Source organism: Streptomyces sp. NPDC058662 (genome assembly GCF_042716255.1).
Taxonomy (GTDB): domain Bacteria; phylum Actinomycetota; class Actinomycetes; order Streptomycetales; family Streptomycetaceae; genus Streptomyces.
In genome coordinates, this window is sequence record NZ_JBHXRU010000010.1 from 65588 (window position 1) to 82918 (window position 17331).

At 73.6% G+C, this 17331-nt stretch carries 21 protein-coding genes; 9 read left to right on the forward strand and 12 right to left on the reverse strand.

Annotation, left to right across the window (positions count from 1 at the left end; translation table 11 throughout):
* Positions 1 to 143 precede the first annotated feature (143 nt).
* Positions 144 to 2000, forward strand: a complete 1857-nt coding sequence (locus ACFWUQ_RS06545) for a GAF domain-containing SpoIIE family protein phosphatase (RefSeq protein ID WP_384533710.1) — start codon at positions 144 to 146, stop codon at positions 1998 to 2000.
* Positions 2001 to 2050: 50 nt separating this feature from the next.
* Here the strand turns inward: ACFWUQ_RS06545 and ACFWUQ_RS06550 are convergent, their stop codons facing one another.
* The 6 genes from ACFWUQ_RS06550 to ACFWUQ_RS06575 all read right to left on the reverse strand — a co-directional run bounded on the left by ACFWUQ_RS06550 (position 2051) and on the right by ACFWUQ_RS06575 (position 5195).
* A complete protein-coding gene (locus ACFWUQ_RS06550; RefSeq protein WP_384533713.1) occupies positions 2051 to 2206 on the reverse strand; it encodes a DUF6131 family protein in 156 nt (51 codons plus the stop codon).
* Between the two features lie 39 nt (positions 2207 to 2245).
* Positions 2246 to 3325: an iron-containing redox enzyme family protein gene (locus ACFWUQ_RS06555; RefSeq protein ID WP_384533715.1), complete on the reverse strand. Its 1080-nt coding sequence runs from the start codon at positions 3323 to 3325 to the stop codon at positions 2246 to 2248.
* Positions 3322 to 3582, reverse strand: coding sequence for a CDGSH iron-sulfur domain-containing protein (locus ACFWUQ_RS06560; protein ID WP_384533718.1), 261 nt, complete (start codon positions 3580 to 3582; stop codon positions 3322 to 3324). Before ACFWUQ_RS06560 ends, ACFWUQ_RS06555 begins: the two co-directional genes overlap by 4 nt.
* The gene (locus ACFWUQ_RS06565) at positions 3566 to 4255 is read right to left on the reverse strand and encodes a HemK2/MTQ2 family protein methyltransferase (RefSeq protein WP_384533721.1); all 690 of its coding nucleotides are present in this window, start codon (positions 4253 to 4255) and stop codon (positions 3566 to 3568) included. The genes ACFWUQ_RS06560 and ACFWUQ_RS06565 overlap by 17 nt, the downstream gene beginning before the upstream one ends.
* 178 nt (positions 4256 to 4433) lie before the next feature.
* Positions 4434 to 4862, reverse strand: a complete 429-nt coding sequence (locus ACFWUQ_RS06570) for a hypothetical protein (RefSeq protein WP_384533724.1) — start codon at positions 4860 to 4862, stop codon at positions 4434 to 4436.
* A gap of 96 nt (positions 4863 to 4958) precedes the next feature.
* Positions 4959 to 5195 carry a hypothetical protein gene (locus ACFWUQ_RS06575; RefSeq protein WP_384533726.1) on the reverse strand — a complete coding sequence of 79 codons (237 nt, stop codon included), beginning with the start codon at positions 5193 to 5195 and terminating at the stop codon, positions 4959 to 4961.
* A 118-nt stretch (positions 5196 to 5313) separates the two neighbouring features.
* On the opposite strand from ACFWUQ_RS06575, the gene ACFWUQ_RS06580 reads away from it, so the two are divergent.
* The 4 genes from ACFWUQ_RS06580 to ACFWUQ_RS06595 all read left to right on the forward strand — a co-directional run bounded on the left by ACFWUQ_RS06580 (position 5314) and on the right by ACFWUQ_RS06595 (position 7314).
* On the forward strand, positions 5314 to 5469 hold the full coding sequence (locus tag ACFWUQ_RS06580) for a DUF6131 family protein (protein ID WP_384533729.1): 156 nt from the start codon (positions 5314 to 5316) through the stop codon (positions 5467 to 5469).
* A 95-nt stretch (positions 5470 to 5564) separates the two neighbouring features.
* A complete protein-coding gene (locus tag ACFWUQ_RS06585) occupies positions 5565 to 5957 on the forward strand; it encodes a hypothetical protein (RefSeq protein ID WP_384533732.1) in 393 nt (130 codons plus the stop codon).
* 142 nt (positions 5958 to 6099) lie between these two features.
* A complete protein-coding gene (locus tag ACFWUQ_RS06590) occupies positions 6100 to 6954 on the forward strand; it encodes a VOC family protein (RefSeq protein ID WP_384533734.1) in 855 nt (284 codons plus the stop codon).
* Between the two features lie 126 nt (positions 6955 to 7080).
* Positions 7081 to 7314 carry a DUF6479 family protein gene (locus tag ACFWUQ_RS06595; protein ID WP_384533737.1) on the forward strand — a complete coding sequence of 78 codons (234 nt, stop codon included), beginning with the start codon at positions 7081 to 7083 and terminating at the stop codon, positions 7312 to 7314.
* A 90-nt stretch (positions 7315 to 7404) separates the two neighbouring features.
* Here ACFWUQ_RS06595 and ACFWUQ_RS06600 read toward each other — a convergent pair whose 3' ends face one another.
* Positions 7405 to 8697, reverse strand: a complete 1293-nt coding sequence (locus tag ACFWUQ_RS06600) for a cation:proton antiporter (protein WP_384533740.1) — start codon at positions 8695 to 8697, stop codon at positions 7405 to 7407.
* Between the two features lie 206 nt (positions 8698 to 8903).
* The gene (locus ACFWUQ_RS06605; RefSeq protein WP_384533743.1) at positions 8904 to 9272 is read right to left on the reverse strand and encodes a PRC-barrel domain-containing protein; all 369 of its coding nucleotides are present in this window, start codon (positions 9270 to 9272) and stop codon (positions 8904 to 8906) included.
* A gap of 234 nt (positions 9273 to 9506) precedes the next feature.
* Between ACFWUQ_RS06605 and ACFWUQ_RS06610 the strand changes: the two genes are divergently transcribed.
* Positions 9507 to 10130, forward strand: coding sequence for a flavodoxin family protein (locus ACFWUQ_RS06610; protein ID WP_384533745.1), 624 nt, complete (start codon positions 9507 to 9509; stop codon positions 10128 to 10130).
* Between the two features lie 70 nt (positions 10131 to 10200).
* On the opposite strand, the gene ACFWUQ_RS06615 is transcribed toward ACFWUQ_RS06610, so the two are convergent.
* Together ACFWUQ_RS06615 and ACFWUQ_RS06620 are read right to left on the reverse strand one after the other, a co-directional pair.
* A complete protein-coding gene (locus ACFWUQ_RS06615) occupies positions 10201 to 11247 on the reverse strand; it encodes a fatty acid desaturase family protein (RefSeq protein WP_384533805.1) in 1047 nt (348 codons plus the stop codon).
* A 296-nt stretch (positions 11248 to 11543) separates the two neighbouring features.
* Complete coding sequence (locus tag ACFWUQ_RS06620) at positions 11544 to 12311, reverse strand: NPP1 family protein (protein ID WP_384533748.1); 768 nt, start codon at positions 12309 to 12311, stop codon at positions 11544 to 11546.
* A gap of 171 nt (positions 12312 to 12482) precedes the next feature.
* Between ACFWUQ_RS06620 and ACFWUQ_RS06625 the strand changes: the two genes are divergently transcribed.
* Positions 12483 to 12857 carry a nucleotidyltransferase domain-containing protein gene (locus ACFWUQ_RS06625; protein WP_384533751.1) on the forward strand — a complete coding sequence of 125 codons (375 nt, stop codon included), beginning with the start codon at positions 12483 to 12485 and terminating at the stop codon, positions 12855 to 12857.
* A gap of 600 nt (positions 12858 to 13457) precedes the next feature.
* On the opposite strand, the gene ACFWUQ_RS06630 is transcribed toward ACFWUQ_RS06625, so the two are convergent.
* Positions 13458 to 13664 carry a hypothetical protein gene (locus tag ACFWUQ_RS06630; protein WP_384533754.1) on the reverse strand — a complete coding sequence of 69 codons (207 nt, stop codon included), beginning with the start codon at positions 13662 to 13664 and terminating at the stop codon, positions 13458 to 13460.
* A 113-nt stretch (positions 13665 to 13777) separates the two neighbouring features.
* On the opposite strand from ACFWUQ_RS06630, the gene ACFWUQ_RS06635 reads away from it, so the two are divergent.
* The gene (locus ACFWUQ_RS06635) at positions 13778 to 14998 is read left to right on the forward strand and encodes an aromatic acid exporter family protein (RefSeq protein WP_384533756.1); all 1221 of its coding nucleotides are present in this window, start codon (positions 13778 to 13780) and stop codon (positions 14996 to 14998) included.
* Positions 14999 to 15097: 99 nt separating this feature from the next.
* On the opposite strand, the gene ACFWUQ_RS06640 is transcribed toward ACFWUQ_RS06635, so the two are convergent.
* A complete protein-coding gene (locus tag ACFWUQ_RS06640; RefSeq protein WP_384533759.1) occupies positions 15098 to 15508 on the reverse strand; it encodes a VOC family protein in 411 nt (136 codons plus the stop codon).
* A gap of 116 nt (positions 15509 to 15624) precedes the next feature.
* Here ACFWUQ_RS06640 and ACFWUQ_RS06645 point away from each other — a divergent pair, with 116 nt between their 5' ends.
* Positions 15625 to 17241 carry a phospholipase D family protein gene (locus tag ACFWUQ_RS06645; RefSeq protein WP_384533761.1) on the forward strand — a complete coding sequence of 539 codons (1617 nt, stop codon included), beginning with the start codon at positions 15625 to 15627 and terminating at the stop codon, positions 17239 to 17241.
* Positions 17242 to 17331: the final 90 nt, after the last annotated feature.

Genomic DNA, 17331 nt, shown 5'->3' on the forward strand with positions numbered 1-17331 from the left:
GGATCTTGTCGGGCGGAGGGCTCAGGGCTCAGCCGTGTCGGGCGGGCGGGAGGCGCGCGGGAGCCGGGGCGGCCCGTCGTGTCGGCCCCGCCGTTCTGCGATGCTGAGGGGGTGAGCCTCGGGACGGTTCGACCGGAGGGCAGATGGCGGAGCAGGGCGGGGAGCCCGAGGGGGTCCTGGACACCGCGCGGCATCGGGCCCTGCGGCTGGCCGGGCTGTCGGCCGCCCCCGACACCGGGATGGACCGCTTCGCCCGGCTGGTCACCCGGCTGCTCCGGGTGCCCGCGGCCTTCGTGTCGCTGGTCGCCGAGGACCGGCAGGTCCTGCCCGGCATGGTCGGCCTGCCCGAACCCTGGGCGGGGCTGCGGGCGCTGCCGCTGTCCCACGCGCCCGGCCGGTACGTCGCGGCCTCGGGACGGCCCCTCGTCGTGTCCGACGCCCGTACCGACGAAGGAATGCGCGGGGACGCCACGGTCGCGGACCTCGGAGCGCTCGCGTACGCGGGGATGCCGCTGACCGACCGCAACGGGCTCGTCCTGGGCTCCCTGTGCGCGATCGACCCGGCGCCCCGCAGCTGGGGCGAGGAGGAGCTGACCGACCTGGCCGACCTGGCGGCGGCCTGCTCCGCGGACCTGCGCCTGCGGATCCTGTCGGCCCGGCGCCGGTCCGCGCGGGACGTGCTGGAGACCGCGCGGGCCGCGGCCGAACGGGCCCGGGGCGACGCGGTGCGCCTGGAGCACGAGGCGCAGGCCGGCCTGGACCACGCCGAGCTGCTGCTGCGGGCCTCGGAGGAACTGGCGCAGACCTCGGGGCTGGAGGACGTCCGGCGACGGCTGGGCGACCTGTTCGTCGGCGTCGGCAAGCCCTCGTACGTGGGCCTGCTCGTCTCCGACAAGGAGGCACTGCACCGGATCCCCGATCCGGATGTCACCTACCTCCTGGAACAGGAGGCGCTCGTCCTGCCGGCGGACGCGGCGTTCCCGAGCGCCCGGGCGCTGCGGGAGCGACGGTCCGTGTTCGTGCCCGACCGGGACGCGCTCGTGGCCGGCTACGGCCCCGAGGCGGTGGGCCTCTTCGACCGGATGGGCTTCTCCACGGTGCTGTGCCTGCCGCTCTGGGGCAGTCGGGACCTGCTGGGCGTCCTCGCGATGTGCTGGAGCGAGCGGCACGAGGTGGGCGTCCCCGAGCGGGCCGCGCTCACCGCCGCGTCCGGCTACGTCGCGCAGGCAGTGGAGCGCGCCCTCTACCTCGACGAGCGGATCTCTGTCGCCCGGCAGCTCCAGACCGCCATGCTCACCGACCTGCCGCCGGTCGGGGCCCTGGAGACCGGCGCCCTCTACCTGCCGGCCGCCGACGACGACATGGTCGGCGGCGACTGGTACGACGCCTACCACCTACCGGACGCCGGAGCGGCCGGCCGCGGCCCCTCACTCATGATCACCGTGGGGGACATCACCGGGCACGACATGCGCGCCGCGGCGGTGATGGGTCAGATCCGCAGCATGCTGCGGCAGGCGACCCTGGACCATCCCCCGTACAGCCCCGCCGCCGCGCTGACCGCTCTCGACGCGGCCTGCTCGGTGCTGCCCATCGACGCCGGCGGCACCCTGGTCCATGCGCGTCTCGACCCCGTCGAAGGCTCCCCCGACTGGTTCCTGACCTGGTCCAACGCCGGGCATCCGGCGCCGCTGCTCCGCGCCCCCGACGGACGGGTGACGCTTCTGGAGGAGCACGACATCCTCCTCCATCCGGCCCTGGGGCCGGTGCCGCGGGCCGAGCACCGGCGGGAACTCCCGCGGGGCTCGACCCTGCTGCTGTACACCGACGGGCTCGTCGAGCGCCGCGGTCACGACATCGACGCCGCCACCGCCCGGCTCGCCGGCCTGATGGCCCGCCACGGGCACCGGCCGCTGACCGAGCTGCTCCGCCTGGTCAGCGACCGGCTGGCGACCCCGCCCCCCGAGGACGACGTCGTCCTGCTGGCACTGCGCGTCCCCTGAGGGGTGCCGCGCGTACGGCCGGGGACGACTCGTCCGCTGGGCCCGTCGGCTCAGTAGTAGTGCTTGCGCCCGCCCACGGCGTGGCCCGCCGCGCCCAGGATCCAGAGGACGGCTCCGATCACCAGCAGCACGATCCCGATGGTCCACAGGATCGAGATGCCGGTGACGAAGCCGATGATGAGCAGGATGATTCCGAGGACAAGCATGGTGTCCTCCCTTTTCACTTGACGGTGGTTTTCCGGCGGTTACGAGGTCACAGGCGCCATATGGAGTCCTTTCCCGTACGGAGTACCGGTGGGCGCCGCCTCCCGGAGGGGCCTGCGGAGCGCGCTGCGCCCCTGGTCCCAGGCCTCGCGGATGTGCGCCGCGAGGCGGTCCTCCAGCAGCACGGTCGCCGCGCACCCGAAGGCGATGTCCGCCTCCAGGCCGGGCTCGTCGGCCAGCAGTCCGCCGATGACCTCGTGGCGCACGACCTGCTCGTGGACGGCGTCGGCCTCGACGTGCTCGGCGTAGAAGTGTTCGGCGGCCGGTCCCGCTCCGCAGCGCCGCATGGCCTTGGCCAGGCGCCGGGACCCGGGCGAGGAGGTGACCTCGACGCACGCGAAGTGGCCGACGAGCGCGCCGCGCAGGGCGCGGTGCAGGCCGAAGAGCGACATCAGGTTCACGGTCGCGAGCAGCGGGGCCGGCGCGTGGTCGAGGTAGTGCCCGTACGCGGGGTCGAGGTCGAGGTCGGCCATCAGGTCCGCGAACAGGCGGGCGTGGATGCGGTCGGCGCGGCCGGCGCCGAACTCGTCGTACTCGATGGCGACCATGGCGGCCTTGGCCCGCCCGGTGAGCCGGGGGACGACCCAGACGTGCGGGTCGGCCTCCTTGAGGTGGTAGACGGAGCGCAGGGCCGCGTACTCGCGCAGCTGCCAGAGCTCGCCCTCGGTGGCCAGGTGGTGGCTGAGGCTGTCGGAGAGGTCGACGGGCTCGACGAGCAGGGGCGCGAAGGCCTCGTCGACCGAGCGGGGGCCGTCGGACAGCTCGGTGCGCAGGGCGTGCAGGAAGCGGGTTTCGAGGGTTTGGCGCAGCCGCAGCAGGTCCGGGTCCCACTCGCGCTCGCCGTCCACGCCCTCGAAGCCGCGGTAGTGCAGCTCGTAGAGGAGGTGGAGGGCGAGCTGGAGGTCCTCGCCCCACGGGTCGGCCTTCAGCACGGACCCGGTGGCGTACTCGGGCGGCCCGCCCGATTCCAGCGCGTCCCGCACGGCACCGGACAGCTCGCCCCGCCCCTCGACCAGTCGGGGGCCGGCGGCGGTCGTCGTGCTCGGAGCGGGAGGGGTCATCGCTGGTTCCTGTCCTCGGGCGGCGAGTCGGCTCGCTCGCGGGGGCGGTGGCTGGTGTCGCACCACGGGTACGTGCGGCTGCGGCGGCAGGTGCACACCGCGACCACGAAGCGGTCCGAGCGGGCGACCGTGCCGTCGTCCAGGGCGATCTCGACCGGCCCCTCGACCAGGACGGGCCCCTGCGGGTCCACGGACACCCGCCGGGCGGGCCCGGCCGCGGCTGCCGGGGACGGAGTGCTGTCAGCGGCACTGGGCACGGATGATCACCAGCTCTTCCCATTCCTCGGCCTCGGCCGCCAGGCCCCGGCGCTCCAACCAGTCCCGTCGCGACCGCAGTACGGGGCCCCACGGCACGGAGACCCGCGCCGTGACCTCGGCGTCCATCCGCGGGCCCGTCAGCCGGTCCACGGTCTCCTCCGCCCCGCACATCCCCGAGTGCACCATCAGCAGGACACCTCCCGGGCGCAGCAGCGCCGGAGCGCTCGCGCAGATCCGGTCGATGACCACGCGGCCGTCGGGGCCGGCGTCCCACGCGCGCTTCGATCCGCGCGATGGCGGGCGCACCCCGGGGGCCGGTACGTAGGGGGGATTGGCGACGACCAGGTCGTAGCGGTGCCCAGCGGTACGGGCCGCGAAGTCCCCGTGCACAACGCGCAGGGGCAGGCGCCGGCGCAGGGAGTTCAGCCGAGCCGTGACCACGGCGCGCCAGGAGACGTCGACGGCGGTGACCCGGGCTCCCCGGCCGGCGGCGTGCAGGGCGAGCGCGCCCGTGCCCGTGCCGATCTCCAGGGCGTCGGTCCCGGGTCCGAACTCCTCACGGTCGAGGGCCTCGCCGAGCAGGAGGGTGTCCGCCTGGGGCCGGTACACCCCGGGCAGGGCGACGAGGCCGGCGTCCGGGCTGGTGCCCGAGAAGCGAGTCGTGGTGGACACCGCGTACCTCCGGTATCGAATGCGGCCCGCGGGGGGCGCATGTGCGGGGTGAGACCCTGCGGCTACCCCGTCACACGCGCCCCACCCGGAATTCTCCCGATCCTCGGAGGATCGGACGGAAATCCCGGCCGGATTCCTACGGAACACCAGGTGGGGCCAGGGGCGCGGGGAGCGGCGATCACAGGTGCGCCCGTGTGGCGGACTGGGCGGCCCGGACGGCGACGTTCGCCGCGTCCTCCAGGAGCGGGGCGGCCGGCCGGCCGCCCCCGGTGAGGGTCCAGCCGCACAGGGCCGCCCAGGCCAGGGCGGAGGAAGCAGCCTTGGCGCGCTCGGCGCGGCGGGCCAGGAAGGTGCCGAAGAGCAGCGCGTCCCCGACGTCCACCGCGATCCGGCCGAGCACGGCCGTACGCAGTCCCGCGCCCTCGGGGGCGGCCAGCATCGCGGCGCCGATGACCGCGTCCCGTACCCCCAGGGCGCGGATGAGCAGGGCCGAGGAGCCGTGCTCGGCCAGGCCGCAGGGGCGTGCCAGCAGTGCGGGGCGACAGGTGACGGCCACGCCGTATCCGAGCGTGGCCGCGCCCATCACCCGTGCGGCTGCGGTACGCATGTCGATCACTCCGTTCGATTCGATGGGCCCGGCCCGCAGTCCGCCCGGGAGCTGCGACTGATCGGCGCGCCTACCCCTGCCGGGGGCGCGTAATCCCTAGTCGTCGCCGGACTGGTCCTCGCTCGGTCGGTTCTCGCGGGTCTGGTCCCGGGGGCCGGGGCGGGGACGGCGTTCGGCCGAGTGGCCCTGTGTGTCCTGGTCGTTCCGGGTGGTTCCCGAGCGTCCGACGACGGCGTCCTCCGCCTGTCGGCGTGCTTCGCGGTCGCCGCTCTCGCCCTCGGCCTCGGACGGCGTGGTCCTCGGGTTGCTCCGGGTCTTGTCCTGGTCCGCCATCGTGTCCTCCTCGCGTGGTGCCGGTGGTCTCCAGCGACTACCCCGGCCCGGCGTGCTGAGACGTCCGTGCCCGATGCGCCTACGCTGGAGGGAGCACACAGCCGCATCGGAGGGCATCATGATCGTCCTCGGCATCATTCTGCTCATCATCGGCTTCGTCACCGGGATCAGCATCCTGTGGACGCTCGGGATCGTGCTTGTCGTCATCGGCGCCGTCCTGTGGATCATCGGCGCCGTCGGACATCCCGTCGGTGGCCGCAAGCACTATTGGTAGCCCTTCGTCCCGGTAGCGGGCACGTCGAGCGCCGGAAGCTCCGCGGAGCGCGGAGAGCGAGGCGCTCCTCCGTCGCAGGAAAGGCAGGCCGGCCCATGGTCAAGCAGCCGAAGTCATCCCAGCCCTCGCACGGCGAGGGGCCGAGCCCGCACAAGGGCACCGCACAGCACGGCTGGTCCCCCGACGTCGACGAGACCCGGCAGCAGGACAATCCGAGCGCCCACCGTTCCTTCCACCCCGACCAGTACGCCCCCGGCAAGGGCAAGGGCCGCACGGTCGCCGCGGAGGAGGCGGGGAACCCGCACGGCAGGCCCACGGAGAGCACGAGCCGCCGCGGCGAGGACCACAGCGAGGCCGGCAGCGACGACAAGGGCATGCACGACACCGGCCCGCGGGGCCGCTCCCGTCGCCCCAGCGGTACCAAGGACGCCTCCGCCACCACCGGCGTCGACCCCCAGGACCCGCCCGGCACCCGCAGCGGCGGCTGACGGGGCCGCGTCGAGCCGGCCCCGTACGGACGCGCCCGCGCGCCACGAAGCGGCCCGCGCGGCCTCCGTGCGCGGCCGTGACCGCGGGGCCCGCCGCGCGCGCCGCCAACCCCAGCCCCACGCGAACGAGGAGCCGCCCACCGTGTCGACGTCGAGCCACGAGATCTCCGGTGCTCCCTGCTGGGTGAGCCTGCTGGCCCGGGACCAGGAGGGCGCCCGGCGGTTCTACGGCGCCGTACTCGGCTGGGAGTTCCCGCCGGGGCGCCCGGGGGCGGGCACAGTGGTCGCCTTCCGCGACGGGGCTCCCGTGGCGGGCATCGGCGCCCTGGGCGGGAGTTCCGCCGTGCCGGTGGCGTGGACACCGTACTTCGCCGTCGAGGACGCCGACGCGACCGCCGCCCGGATCCGCGAGCGCGGCGCCACCGTGGCGGTCGGGCCGCTGGCCTTCGGGACCGGGCGGGCCGCCCTGGCCGCGGATCCCGCCGGGGCCGTCTTCGGCTTCTGGCAGGGGGAGGTCGTGCCCGACTGGGCCGTGGGCCGCGGAAGCGCCCCGGCCTGGTTGGAGTTGCGGACCCGCGACGCCTTCGCCGCGGCCATCTTCTACGGCGAGGTCCTGGACTGGGGCAGCGACCCCGCCGGGCGCTGCACCGTCGCCTACGAGCACGATCACGTCGTCCTGCGCCACGGCCACGACACCGTCGCCCGCATCAGCGGCGGCGCGCTGGAGCAGGCCCCGGATCCCGAGGCACGGCCCCGCTGGCACGTCCATTTCCGGGTGCCCGACCTGGAGGCCGCGATCGAGGCGGCCGGAGAGCTGGGCGGCCGGGCCGCCTCTCCGGTGCAGACCTCCGCCCTGAGCCGGGGGATCGTGCTGGCCGACCCGGAGGGGGCGCTCTTCACCGTGGTGGCGCTCCAGGACCCGCCCACCCGGCCGTCGCCTCCCGTGAGCCCGGCTTCGCGCGCGAGCGCCGGTACGGACACGCCGAGGTCCGTGTGAGGGCGCGAGGTCCGCATGTCACGCCGGGGTCCGTATGTCACGCCGGGGTCCGGGTGGCGGCCGGCGGCCGCCGCGGATGTGCGGCCCGTCCCGTGCACAACGCGCGATAGCGGGTAAGCGACCTGCATGATCCCCTCAGTTTCGCTCGCCGCTTCCAGCAATTCGTCCCTGTACCTGATCATCGCGGGCGTGGCGGTGGCCGCGCTGCTGATCGCGGCGTTCTGGTACGGGTCCAGGCGCACCGCGCGGCGCAAGGACCCCGGTGCCCGGCCGGTCGACCAGAGCCCCCAGGCACAGGCCCGGCAGGACTCGTGGCACACGCCCGAGGACGACCCGGAGCAGCAGCGCCCGCGCCCCTGACGCGGCGCTGGCACCTGGCACCTGGCACCTGGCAGCACCTGACACCTTCACCATCTGGACGCCGTAGCGCCCGGGCCTGCCGCCCGGGCGCTACGGCGTGTCCTCACGCGGTCCGCCGGCCTCCTCGGCCGAGTCGAGCCGCGCGGTGACGGGGGTGGCCGTGATCCCGTGCAGGAGGACCGAGAGCAGGACGGTGAAGGTCACCACCGCCCACAGTTCCTCGGCGGGTGCGGCGAACTCGGCGGCGCCCAGGGCGTATGCCAGGTAGAAGAAGGATCCGATCCCCCGGATGCCGAAGACCGCGATGACGGCCCGCTCCCACCCGACGGCGCGCCCCCGGATCTGCACCGCCCATCCCACCAGCGGGCGGATCACCACGAAGAGCAGCAGCCCGAGGGCGGCTCCGGGCCAGGTCAGCGCTTCGAGCCCGCCGTCGGCGATGAAGCCGCCGACGAGGAAGAGGACGACGGCGGTGAGGAGCCGCTCGATCTGGTCGGTGAAGGCGTGCATGACGCGGTGGTAGCGGTGGGCCCGTTCGGCGCCGCGGATCGTGCAGGCGGTGACGAACACGGCGACGAACCCGTAGCCGTGCACCAGTTCGGTCAGCCCGTAGGCGGTGAAGGTCGCGGCGAGCGCGACGAAGCCTTCACGGTGCTCGGCGAGGCGCAGCGCCTTCCATGCGGCCTGGAAGAACATCCAGCCGAGGAGGCGGCCGACGGCGAGGCCGACCAGCAGCCCGACCGTGCTGCGCACCAGCACGTCGCTCCAGACCCAGTGCCAGAGCCCTTCCGTCGACCAGCCCGTCGCGGACGCCGCGGTGAGGGCGACGGCGGCCAGGACGAAGGGGAAGGCCAGTCCGTCGTTGAGACCGGCCTCGCTGGTCAGGGCGAAGCGGACCTCGTCCTCGTCGTCCTCCTCGTCGGTCGGCTCGCCCACCCGCACCTCGGCGGCGAGGACCGGGTCCGTGGGCGCGAGAGCGGCCGCGACCAGGAGCGCGACGGCGGGCGGCCATCCCAGCAGCCATGCCGCGGCCGCCGCCGTAAGGATGATGGTGAGCGGCATGGCCAGGCCCAGGAGCCGCCACGTGGTCGACCAGGCGCGCAGTCCGGGAGGCCGGTTGATGGCCAGGCCGGCGCCCATCAGCGCGACGACGACGCAGATTTCCGTGAGGTGCTCCACCGCGCTCCGGTGCCGGACGGGGTCGAGGTCCGGGAGCGCGTCGAGGGGCAGCAGGAAGACGAGGAACCCGGCCGCGAGGAACACTATGGGCAGCGAGAGCGGCCGTCTCGCCAGGGCTCTCGGCAGCACCGCCGCGCACAACGCCCCCAGCCCGGCGCAGGCGTACACCACATCGATCCCGGTCAAAGCCAACACAACCACCATTCCCGTACGGAACCCTCGTCCACGCCTACCCGATCCGGTCGCGGCCGGCCGGGAGCCGCGGTCCTCTGCCGCCGAACGGCCCAACCCGTCCTGCCCGCGGCCGTCCCTCTCCGAGCCGGGGCACGGGAAGGGGCCCGAACTCGTCGAGTTCGGGCCCCTTCCCGTGCCGGGCCGGCGCCGGGGGGCGCCGGCTCACCGCCGCCGGATCAGGCCGGGCGGCCGCCGAAGGGGGCGCCGGTGCCGTAGTACGTGCCCAGCTCGTCGCGGTAGCCCGCGTCGCCGAGGTGCTGGTCGCGGTGGAACTCGGGGGCGTCCTTGACCTGCCCCTTGGTGCGGTCGACGTAGATCTTCTCCTCGGCCGCGTCGATGCGGACCACGGTGCTCGCCGGAAGAAGGACCTCCTTGCCGAAGATCCACACTCCGGTGTCCACGACCAGATAGGCGTCACCGACCTCGTCGGAGTGCTTGTCGACCTTGCCGATGCTCCCGTCGGTCGCCTCGACCTTGAAACCGGTGAGATCAGTACCGGCGAGGTAGCCGGAGGTGGACTTGAAACTCCACACATGCTCAGTCACGCGAAAACACTCCTTCGGTAATCAGTCGGCGGCGAGTATGTCCCTCACCGCTCTCCATTGCCTGAACTCCGCATGCCCGGCACCCGGCCCTTCATTCGCCGGAATTCCGCGGAGGGCGCCCCGCCCTGCCGGCCGCGCATTCCCGCCGCGCGTATCCGAGCGCCGCCCGCACCGCCCGCACCGCACGCCGCCGCAGACCCGGATAGCGGCCGGTGCCCCGGGTAGCCGGACGGCATGGACACCACGGAAACCACCCCGCTGCGCGCCGTAGCGCTCGTCTGCACCCTCTCCCCCTCCCCCGCACCCTCCAGCTCCCAGCTGCTGGCCGAGCAGACCATGGCCGCCCTGGCCGAGCACGGCGTCACCGGCAAGACCATCCGCGTCGCCGACCACGACGTACGGCCGGGGGTGAAGGCCGACATGGGTGACGGAGACGCCTGGCCGCACATCCGGGACACGGTCATGGGAGCCGACATCCTGGTCCTCTCCACGCCGATCTGGATGGGCCATCCGTCCAGCATCGCCCAGCGGGTCCTGGAGCGCTTGAACGCGGAGATCTCCGAGACCGACGACGAGGGCCGCATGCTCACGTACGGCAAGGTCGCGGCCGTGTGCGTGGTCGGCAACGAGGACGGCGCCCACAAGGTGAGCGCGGACCTGTTCCAGGGCCTCAACGACGTCGGCTTCTCGCTGGCTCCGAACGCCGTCACCTACTGGGTGGGCGAGGCCATGCAGGGCACCGACTACCAGGACCTCGACAAGACCCCCGAAGCCACCCAGGACACCACCAGGACCCTCGCCGCGAACACCGCCCACCTCGCCCGCCGGTTGAAGGCGAGCCCTTACCCGCCCGCGTGAGCGCAGCGCTCCCGCCGCGCCGCCGCGACCCCGCCCCCGGCACCGGGGGCGGGGTCGGGGTCGGGGTCGGTCACGTCGTACGGGGCTCGCGCAGCGGAGCTCCGGCCTCGTGCAGGCTGGTGAGCGTCTGCCGGTAGGACTCGACCAGGCTGGTCTGCAGGTAGCTGATCCCCAGTTCCTGGCAGTGGCGGCGGACGATCACCTGGGCCCTGCGCAGGTGGGGGCTGGGCATGCTCGGGAAGAGATGGTGCTCGATCTGGTAGTTCAGGCCGCCGAGAACGATGTCGGTGAGGCGGCCGCCGTTCACGTCGCGGGAGGTCAGTACCTGGCGACGCAGGAAATCCGGTCGGTCCGCACCCCTCAGGACCGGCATGCCCTTGTGGTTCGGGGCGAAGATGGACCCGAGGTAGATGCCGAACAGGCATTGGTTCAGGAAGAGGAACGCGACGGCCTTGCCGGGCGGCAGCACCAGGAACAGCGCGCCCAGGTAGGCCGCGCAGTGGGCCAGGAGCAGCAGGCCCTCCCAGGCCCGGTTCTTGAGCGCGCCGTCGGCCAGGGAGCGCACCCCCGACACGTGCAGGTTGAAACCCTCCAGCAGGAGCAGCGGGAAGAAGAGGTACGCCTGCGAGCGCCCCAGGAGCCGCGGGAGACCCCGGGCGGCGCGGGCCTGGTCCTGCGTGAAGACGAGCACGTCCGGATCGAGGTCGGGGTCGAGGTCCTCGTGGTTGGGGTTGGCGTGGTGGCGGGTGTGCTTGTCCTGCCACCAGCCGTAGCCCATGCCGATGCCGAGGTTTCCGGCGATGCGCCCCGACACCTCGCTCGCCCTGCGCAGCCGGAAGACCTGCCGGTGGGCCACGTCGTGCGCGAGGAGGGCGACCTGGCCGAAGACGGCGGCCAGGAAGCCGGCGGCCGCCAGGGTCCACCAGCTGTCCCCGATCAGGACGAAGGCCGTCCAGCCGACGCCGTAGAGTCCGATCACGAGGGCGGACCGCACCGCGTAGTAGCCGGGGCGCCGCGCCATCAGCCCCGCTGCCTGGATCTTCTTGGACAGCCGGGCGAAGTCGCTGCCCGATTCCGTGCGCCCGGGCGGGGGGCGCGTCGTCTGGTGGGAGTCCATGGTCACGGCGCTCTCTTCCGTTCTCGACCGCGAGGCGACGGCGCAGGACCGCGCCTCCGGCGCCTACCCGCATTCCGGGGGGCAACCATCGCCCGCCCGGTCCCGTTTCCCTCGGCGTTTCCCCGGCGGCCCGCGGCGTCGGCGGCGGCCGCGTACGGGCTGGTCACCCTGCGGTGGCGGCGGTCACCACGCGTGGCCGGCGGCCGGGGCGGGAGTCCCGCCGGGCCGGTGCGGCGGGAGTCCCGCCGGGCCGGTCGGGGCCTGTACGGGCCCGGGCGGGCGCGGCTGCGGAGCGGCTACAGATACGGGTCGAAGGGGATGCCCGCCGGCTTGGCCTCCGCGAGGTGCGACTGGAAGGAGCCGTCCTTCAGCCCGAAGTGCGCGCTGCCGAAGTCGGCCTGGCTGAGCTTGTCCCGCAGGGTCGCGGGGTAGCCCGACCATCCGACGAGCGCGGGGAACTGCCAGGTGCCGCGGTGGTTCTCGGGCGGCTCGTCGTTGGTGTTGGCGGCGCGGAAGCAGTGCGTGCCGACGCCGTCCTTGTGATAGACGATCTTGGGATGGGTGCCGTCCCAGCGGATCTGGTCGCGCGCGTGGATGGTGAAGTCGCCGTGGGCGGAGGTCGCCACGTACTGGGCCTCGCCGCCCTGGATCCAGACCACCACGTGCTCCCAGTCGTGGCGGTGGCCGCCGAGGCTGATGCCGGGTATGGCCTGGTCCTTCTCGAAGTACAGCGCGTACGCCACGGCGCACCAGCCGTTGTTGCACGTCCAGCGGGAGTAGCCGTTGGTGTTGGCGAGGTCGGAGGCGTCCCGGCAGTTGCCGTTGAGCGCGCCGGTGGGCTTGAGGCCCGTGTTCAGGACTCCGCCCGGACCTATGGCGGGTGTCGGATAGCAGCCGTCGGTGTCGTAGTCGTAGGCGGGCTGGAAGGTCTGCTCGATCGCTTCGGCCTGGCCGGGCAGGGCCGGGGGCGGCGCCGCGAACGCCACGTGGGGAAGGCCGACGACGAGCGCGAGGGCTGCGCCGACGACCACGAGAGATCTCCGGATGTGACGATTCGTCCGCAAGGCAGGCCTCCTGGCCGGTCGGTTCGAGGGCGGGCGAAATCGCGGCCCTCCTCGGCCGACACGCCCGCAGCATCATTCGCGAACCGGAGCGGCACAGCAAGGGTGCGCACGGACTCTCTCCCGTACGCGGCAAATGTCTGGACTGCCTTATGAACAAAGGGAGTTGAGCAGATGTCAGTTCAGCACGGCGAAACGGTCGCGCCCATGGCGCAACCCCTGGGCAGGGGGCAGCGGCCCGTACCGGCCCTCCGCACTCGTTTCCCCGGCGCGCTTGCCGCGACCCTCGGCGGGTCGGTGGCCGCGGGACGGGTCACTGCCGGCAGTGACCTGGACATCGCGGTCCTCATCGGGGACGGCGGCGAGACCTGCCGGGAGACGATCCGGTTCGAGGGACGTGTCGTGGAGCTGTTCGTCCACACCCGTGCCGGTCTCGCGGAACTCTTCGCCGCGGACGTCGCCGCACGTCGTGCGGTCCTGCAGAACGTGTACGCCACGGGTCTCGTCCTGGTCGATACCGCCGGCGAGGCCGGCCGCGCACGCCCCTGATCGAGGCCGCCTCACAGATCCTCACCCTGGTCGGCGGCCCCCTGCGCGAGGGCTACCGCAGGACAGGGCACGGCATCACCGAACCGACCGTCGCGCCTCCGGGGCACTGACGGAAGCCCGTGACCGGGCGGGGCGGGAGGAGCGGCGTCAGAGGGTGTTCATCAGGATGAGGGCCGCCAGGTTGAGGAGGATGACGGTGACGACGATGCCGACCGCGATCCAGGCTCTGCGTGATTCGTCCATGCGTACGACTCACTTCCCGGCCCGGGCGGGCCGCCGTGCTAGGGGCCCGGCAGCCGCCCGGAGGGCGCGCCGGCCTTCCGCCATGATGACCCGGTCGGGCCCGAAGCACAGTTCGGGGCGGGGCAGCGCGGTGCCGCGGGCCCGCGTGCGGGCCGCGGGGGCCGCTCGTACGGTGGAGTGGACCCCGGGAGGCGTCGTGGCCGGAGCGTTCGGAGAGCACCGGCCCCGGCGCGCGTCGCTGTACGCGCCGGGGTGCCCGGACCACGTGGCGGTCCCCCCGGACGGGGGCCGGGGGGACAGGGCGCGGTATCGAGCGGCGCGGTTCGGGCGGGTCCCGAGGGGTGCCGCGGGGGCGGGTCAGCTCGCGTCGTGCTCCTGGTTCATCCGCCGCTCCTGGAGCTTGCGCACTTCCTCCGGGCTCTTGCCGGAGACCGGCCTGCTGGCCTCGGGGTGCACCGGGTCGGGACCGGGGTGCTCGCTCATCTGCTCCTCGCGGCCCTTGCCCGGCTCCTGGCGCTTGTTGTCCATGCCGCCGGCTCCCTCGGTGTCCTTGGTGTCCTTCATGACGACAACTCCCTCACCGGTCTCGTCCACAGGTACTCCCCCCGTCTACCCGCGAACAGCACGGCAATCCGCGCGCGGTGCGTCAGCCGCCGACGCCGGGGAAGGGGCCGGGTATGCCCCAAACGATCACTAGCTTCGCCACCCGTGTCGTCCGGCGCCACCGCGATCCGGTCGCCGTGCAGGCCCTGCGCTCCACCGCGGCGGCCGTCCTCAGCTATGTCGCCGCCCTGCAGCTGAGCAGCGAGCCGAATCCGCTGACCGCACCGCTGACCGCCCTGCTCGTCGTCCAGGTGACCCTCTACTCGACCCTGACCACCAGCATCCGGCGTGTGAACTCCGTGATCGTCGGTGTCCTCATCGCGATCGGCTTCAGCGCGCTGGTGGGCCTGACCTGGTGGAGCCTCGGTCTGCTCATCCTGGCGTCCCTGGTCGTGGGCCACCTGGTCCGCGTCGACGAGTTCGTCCCCGAGGTCGCCATCAGCGCCATGCTCGTCCTCGGGGTCACCCAGGTCGCGGACACCGCCTGGGACCGGGTCCTGGAGACGCTCATCGGCGCGGTCGTCGGCCTCCTGGTCAACCTGCTCCTCGCGCCGCCCCTGTGGGTCGGCCCGGCGGGTACCGCCATCACCGACCTCGCCGGGCGTATGAGCAGGCTGCTCGACCACCTGGGCGAGGATCCGCTCGGGCCTGCCAAGGTCGAGCGGGCCGCGGCCCGGCTGCACGAGGCGCGACGGTTGGACAACGACATCGCGCAGGTCGACGCCGCCCTGCGGCAGGCCGAGGACAGCCTGCGGCTCAATCCGCGCGTCAAGGAGGGCCTGCTCTTCCGGTTGGTGCTGCGCACCGGCCTGGACACCCTGGAGATCTGCGCGGTGGTGCTCCGTGTGGCCTGCCGGACACTGACCGACCTGGCCAAGGCCCGTCCCGGCGACGGTCCGCTCTTCCCGTCCGAGACCACGGCCGCCCTGCAACAGGTGCTCCGCCACACGGCCGTCGCCGTGGAGAGCTTCGCGCAGCTCATCACCGCGCAGGTCAGCGCCAACGCCGAGGAGGCGGAGGCCCGGCTGACCGGGGAGCTCGCCGTGGCGCGGGCGTACCGCGACCGGCTCGCGGAGCTGCTGGCGGCCGGCGCCCGCGAGGACCCGGAGCACTGGCAGCTGCACGGGGCGCTGCTCGCCGAGATCGACCGCGTCCTCGACGAGCTGGGCGTCGACAAGCGCTCCCAGCGGCTGCTGGAGGAACTGGACGCCCACACCCGCGCCCGGCGCACGGGCCGCTTCCGCGGGCGCCTGCTCACGCGTCTTCGCCGCACTGCCGGGCAGGACGTCCGGTAGACCGGCGCGGCGCCCCCCCGTAGACCCGTACGGCGGTGCCCTGCCGGGTCCGGCCCGGCGGGGCACCGCCGTCCGGCGGGCTCCAGGCGCCTGGACCTGCTACGCCCCCGATGACTGCCGGACGGCCGCCAGGACGAAGGAGTGGCCCGCGGGGTCGGTGTACCGGCGCTGGTCCGTGCGCTGCTCCGGCCCCATGGAGTCCTGTGTCGCGTCCACGGGGCGGGCGCCGAGCCCGACGGCCTCGCGCTCGGCCTCGTCGAGCAGGTCCGGTTCCACGAGGATGCGCAGGTGCGCCTGGAGCGAGTCCTCCGGGCGCGGCCAGCTGGGCGGGGCGTGTCCGAGGTCGCGGCGGATCCCGAGCAGGACCCCGGCGCCGCCGGTGAGGAGGAGGAGGTCGCTGTCGCCGTCGGCCGGTCCGACCTCGGCGTCGAGCAGCGCGGCGTAGAACCGGGCCAGGGCCTCCGGTTCCGAGCAGTCCAGTACGAGTACTCCGGTCTTGGGTACGGTCATGTCCCGCACTTACCCCGCGCGACCGACCCGACACGGGGTGTTCCCGCACCGTTCCCCGCCGTCGGCGCCCGGATGCCCGGCCCGCGAGCGGGTAGGGGCGCGGTGGAGGTCATACCGTGTCCCATGCAGAGTGGTTCCTGGAGTCCGGAGAGCGTGGAAACGCCGCGACCCGCCTGGAGAAGCGCCGTCCCGACGGGGCGGCCTGGTCCGAGGGCAATCACGCCCGCCCGCTGGTGCACGGCGCCACGTACTTCGCCGAACTCCTCACCCGGATCCGGGACATGCGCGAGGGCGATCTGCTGCTGTTCACCGACTGGCGCGGCGATCCCGACGAGCGGCTCGACGGACCGGGTACGGAGATCGGCGCCGTCCTGGGGGCGGCGGCCGAGCGCGGTGTCGTCGTCAAGGGCCTGCTGTGGCGCTCCCACCTCGACGGCCTGCGGTTCAGCGAGGAGGAGAACCGCCACCTCGGCGAGGAGATCGCGGCGGCGGGCGGCGAGTGCCTGCTGGACCTCAGGGTGCGGCCGGGGGGCTCGCACCACCAGAAGGCCGTGGTGCTGCGCCACCGCGGCCGTCCGGAGCGCGATATCGCGTACGTGGGCGGCATCGACCTGTGCCACAACCGCAACGACGACGCCCGGCATCTCGGGGACCCCCAGTCGCTGCCCATGTCGGCGGCGTACGGCCCGCATCCGCCGTGGCACGACGTCCAGCTGGCCCTGACCGGGCCGGTCGTCGGCGACATCGAGGCGGTGTTCCGCGAACGCTGGGAGGACCCGTCGCCGCTCAGCCGCAGTCCCCTGACGCGCCTGCGGGAGCGCCTGAACCGGGAGGACACCCACGCGGACGACCTGCCGCCGCAGGGCCCGGACCCCTCTCCGTGCGGCACGCACTCCGTCCAGGTGCTGCGCACCTATCCCAACCGCCTGCTGCGCGGCTACCCCTTCGCGCCGGACGGGGAGCGCAGCATCGCGCGCGGGTACCTCAAGTCCCTGCGGCGGGCCCGGAGGCTGATCTACCTGGAGGACCAGTACCTGTGGTCCCCGCACGTCGTGGACTGCTTCGCGCGGGCGCTGCGCGCGAACCCGCAGCTGCGATTCGTCGCCGTGATCCCCTCCGTCCCGGACCAGGACGGCCGGCTCACGCTTCCCATGAACCTGATCGGCCGGATCACGGCCCTGGCCGAGCTGCGCCGCGCCGGTGGGGACCGGGTGGCGGTGTACGGCTTGGAGAACCATGCCGGGACGCCCGTGTACGTGCACGCGAAGGTCTGCGTGATCGACGACGTGTGGGCCTCCATCGGCTCCGACAACGTCAACCTGCGCTCATGGACGCACGACTCCGAGCTGAGCTGCGCGGTGCTCGACCGCGGCGCCGACCCGCGGGAGCCGCGCGATCCGGGAGGGCTCGGGGACGGGGCCGGTGTGTTCGCCCGCGAGCTGCGGCTGGAGCTCATGCGCGAGCACCTCGACGCGGAGGACGGGTCGGGTCCGTGGACGGATGAGGCGCTCTGCGATCCGGAGACCGCTTTCGAGGCGTTCCGCGCGTGCGCCGCCGCGCTCGACGCCTGGCATGCCGGCGGGCGCCGCGGGCCCCGTCCGAAGGGCCGGCTGCGCCGGTACGTCCCGCAGGAGCTGTCGCGTTCCCAGCGGGTGCTCGCGGGCCCGCTGCACCACGTACTGGTCGATCCGGACGGCCGCCCGATGGGGATGCGGCTGCGCAACCGCTTCTGAAGAGGGCATCGGCGATCGTTTGGAGCGAATGGATCCTTTCGATTGATAGATCTTGACGATCGGAACGCGGCTTCCTAGAGTCGGCGCGGC

Excerpts from the sequence above, each read along its gene's own strand:
- ACFWUQ_RS06545 (WP_384533710.1), top strand. The coding sequence starts at position 144 with ATGGCGGAGCAGGGCGGGGAGCCCGAGGGGGTCCTGGACACCGCGCGG.
- ACFWUQ_RS06550 (WP_384533713.1), bottom strand. The coding sequence starts at position 2,206 with ATGCTTGTCCTCGGAATCATCCTGCTCATCATCGGCTTCGTCACCGGC.
- ACFWUQ_RS06555 (WP_384533715.1), bottom strand. The coding sequence starts at position 3,325 with ATGACCCCTCCCGCTCCGAGCACGACGACCGCCGCCGGCCCCCGACTG.
- ACFWUQ_RS06570 (WP_384533724.1), bottom strand. The coding sequence starts at position 4,862 with ATGCGTACCGCAGCCGCACGGGTGATGGGCGCGGCCACGCTCGGATAC.
- ACFWUQ_RS06575 (WP_384533726.1), bottom strand. The coding sequence starts at position 5,195 with ATGGCGGACCAGGACAAGACCCGGAGCAACCCGAGGACCACGCCGTCC.
- ACFWUQ_RS06580 (WP_384533729.1), top strand. The coding sequence starts at position 5,314 with ATGATCGTCCTCGGCATCATTCTGCTCATCATCGGCTTCGTCACCGGG.
- ACFWUQ_RS06585 (WP_384533732.1), top strand. The coding sequence starts at position 5,565 with ATGGTCAAGCAGCCGAAGTCATCCCAGCCCTCGCACGGCGAGGGGCCG.
- ACFWUQ_RS06595 (WP_384533737.1), top strand. The coding sequence starts at position 7,081 with ATGATCCCCTCAGTTTCGCTCGCCGCTTCCAGCAATTCGTCCCTGTAC.
- ACFWUQ_RS06600 (WP_384533740.1), bottom strand. The coding sequence starts at position 8,697 with ATGGTGGTTGTGTTGGCTTTGACCGGGATCGATGTGGTGTACGCCTGC.
- ACFWUQ_RS06610 (WP_384533745.1), top strand. The coding sequence starts at position 9,507 with ATGGACACCACGGAAACCACCCCGCTGCGCGCCGTAGCGCTCGTCTGC.
- ACFWUQ_RS06615 (WP_384533805.1), bottom strand. The coding sequence starts at position 11,247 with ATGGACTCCCACCAGACGACGCGCCCCCCGCCCGGGCGCACGGAATCG.
- ACFWUQ_RS06625 (WP_384533751.1), top strand. The coding sequence starts at position 12,483 with ATGTCAGTTCAGCACGGCGAAACGGTCGCGCCCATGGCGCAACCCCTG.
- ACFWUQ_RS06630 (WP_384533754.1), bottom strand. The coding sequence starts at position 13,664 with ATGAAGGACACCAAGGACACCGAGGGAGCCGGCGGCATGGACAACAAG.
- ACFWUQ_RS06635 (WP_384533756.1), top strand. The coding sequence starts at position 13,778 with ATGCCCCAAACGATCACTAGCTTCGCCACCCGTGTCGTCCGGCGCCAC.
- ACFWUQ_RS06640 (WP_384533759.1), bottom strand. The coding sequence starts at position 15,508 with ATGACCGTACCCAAGACCGGAGTACTCGTACTGGACTGCTCGGAACCG.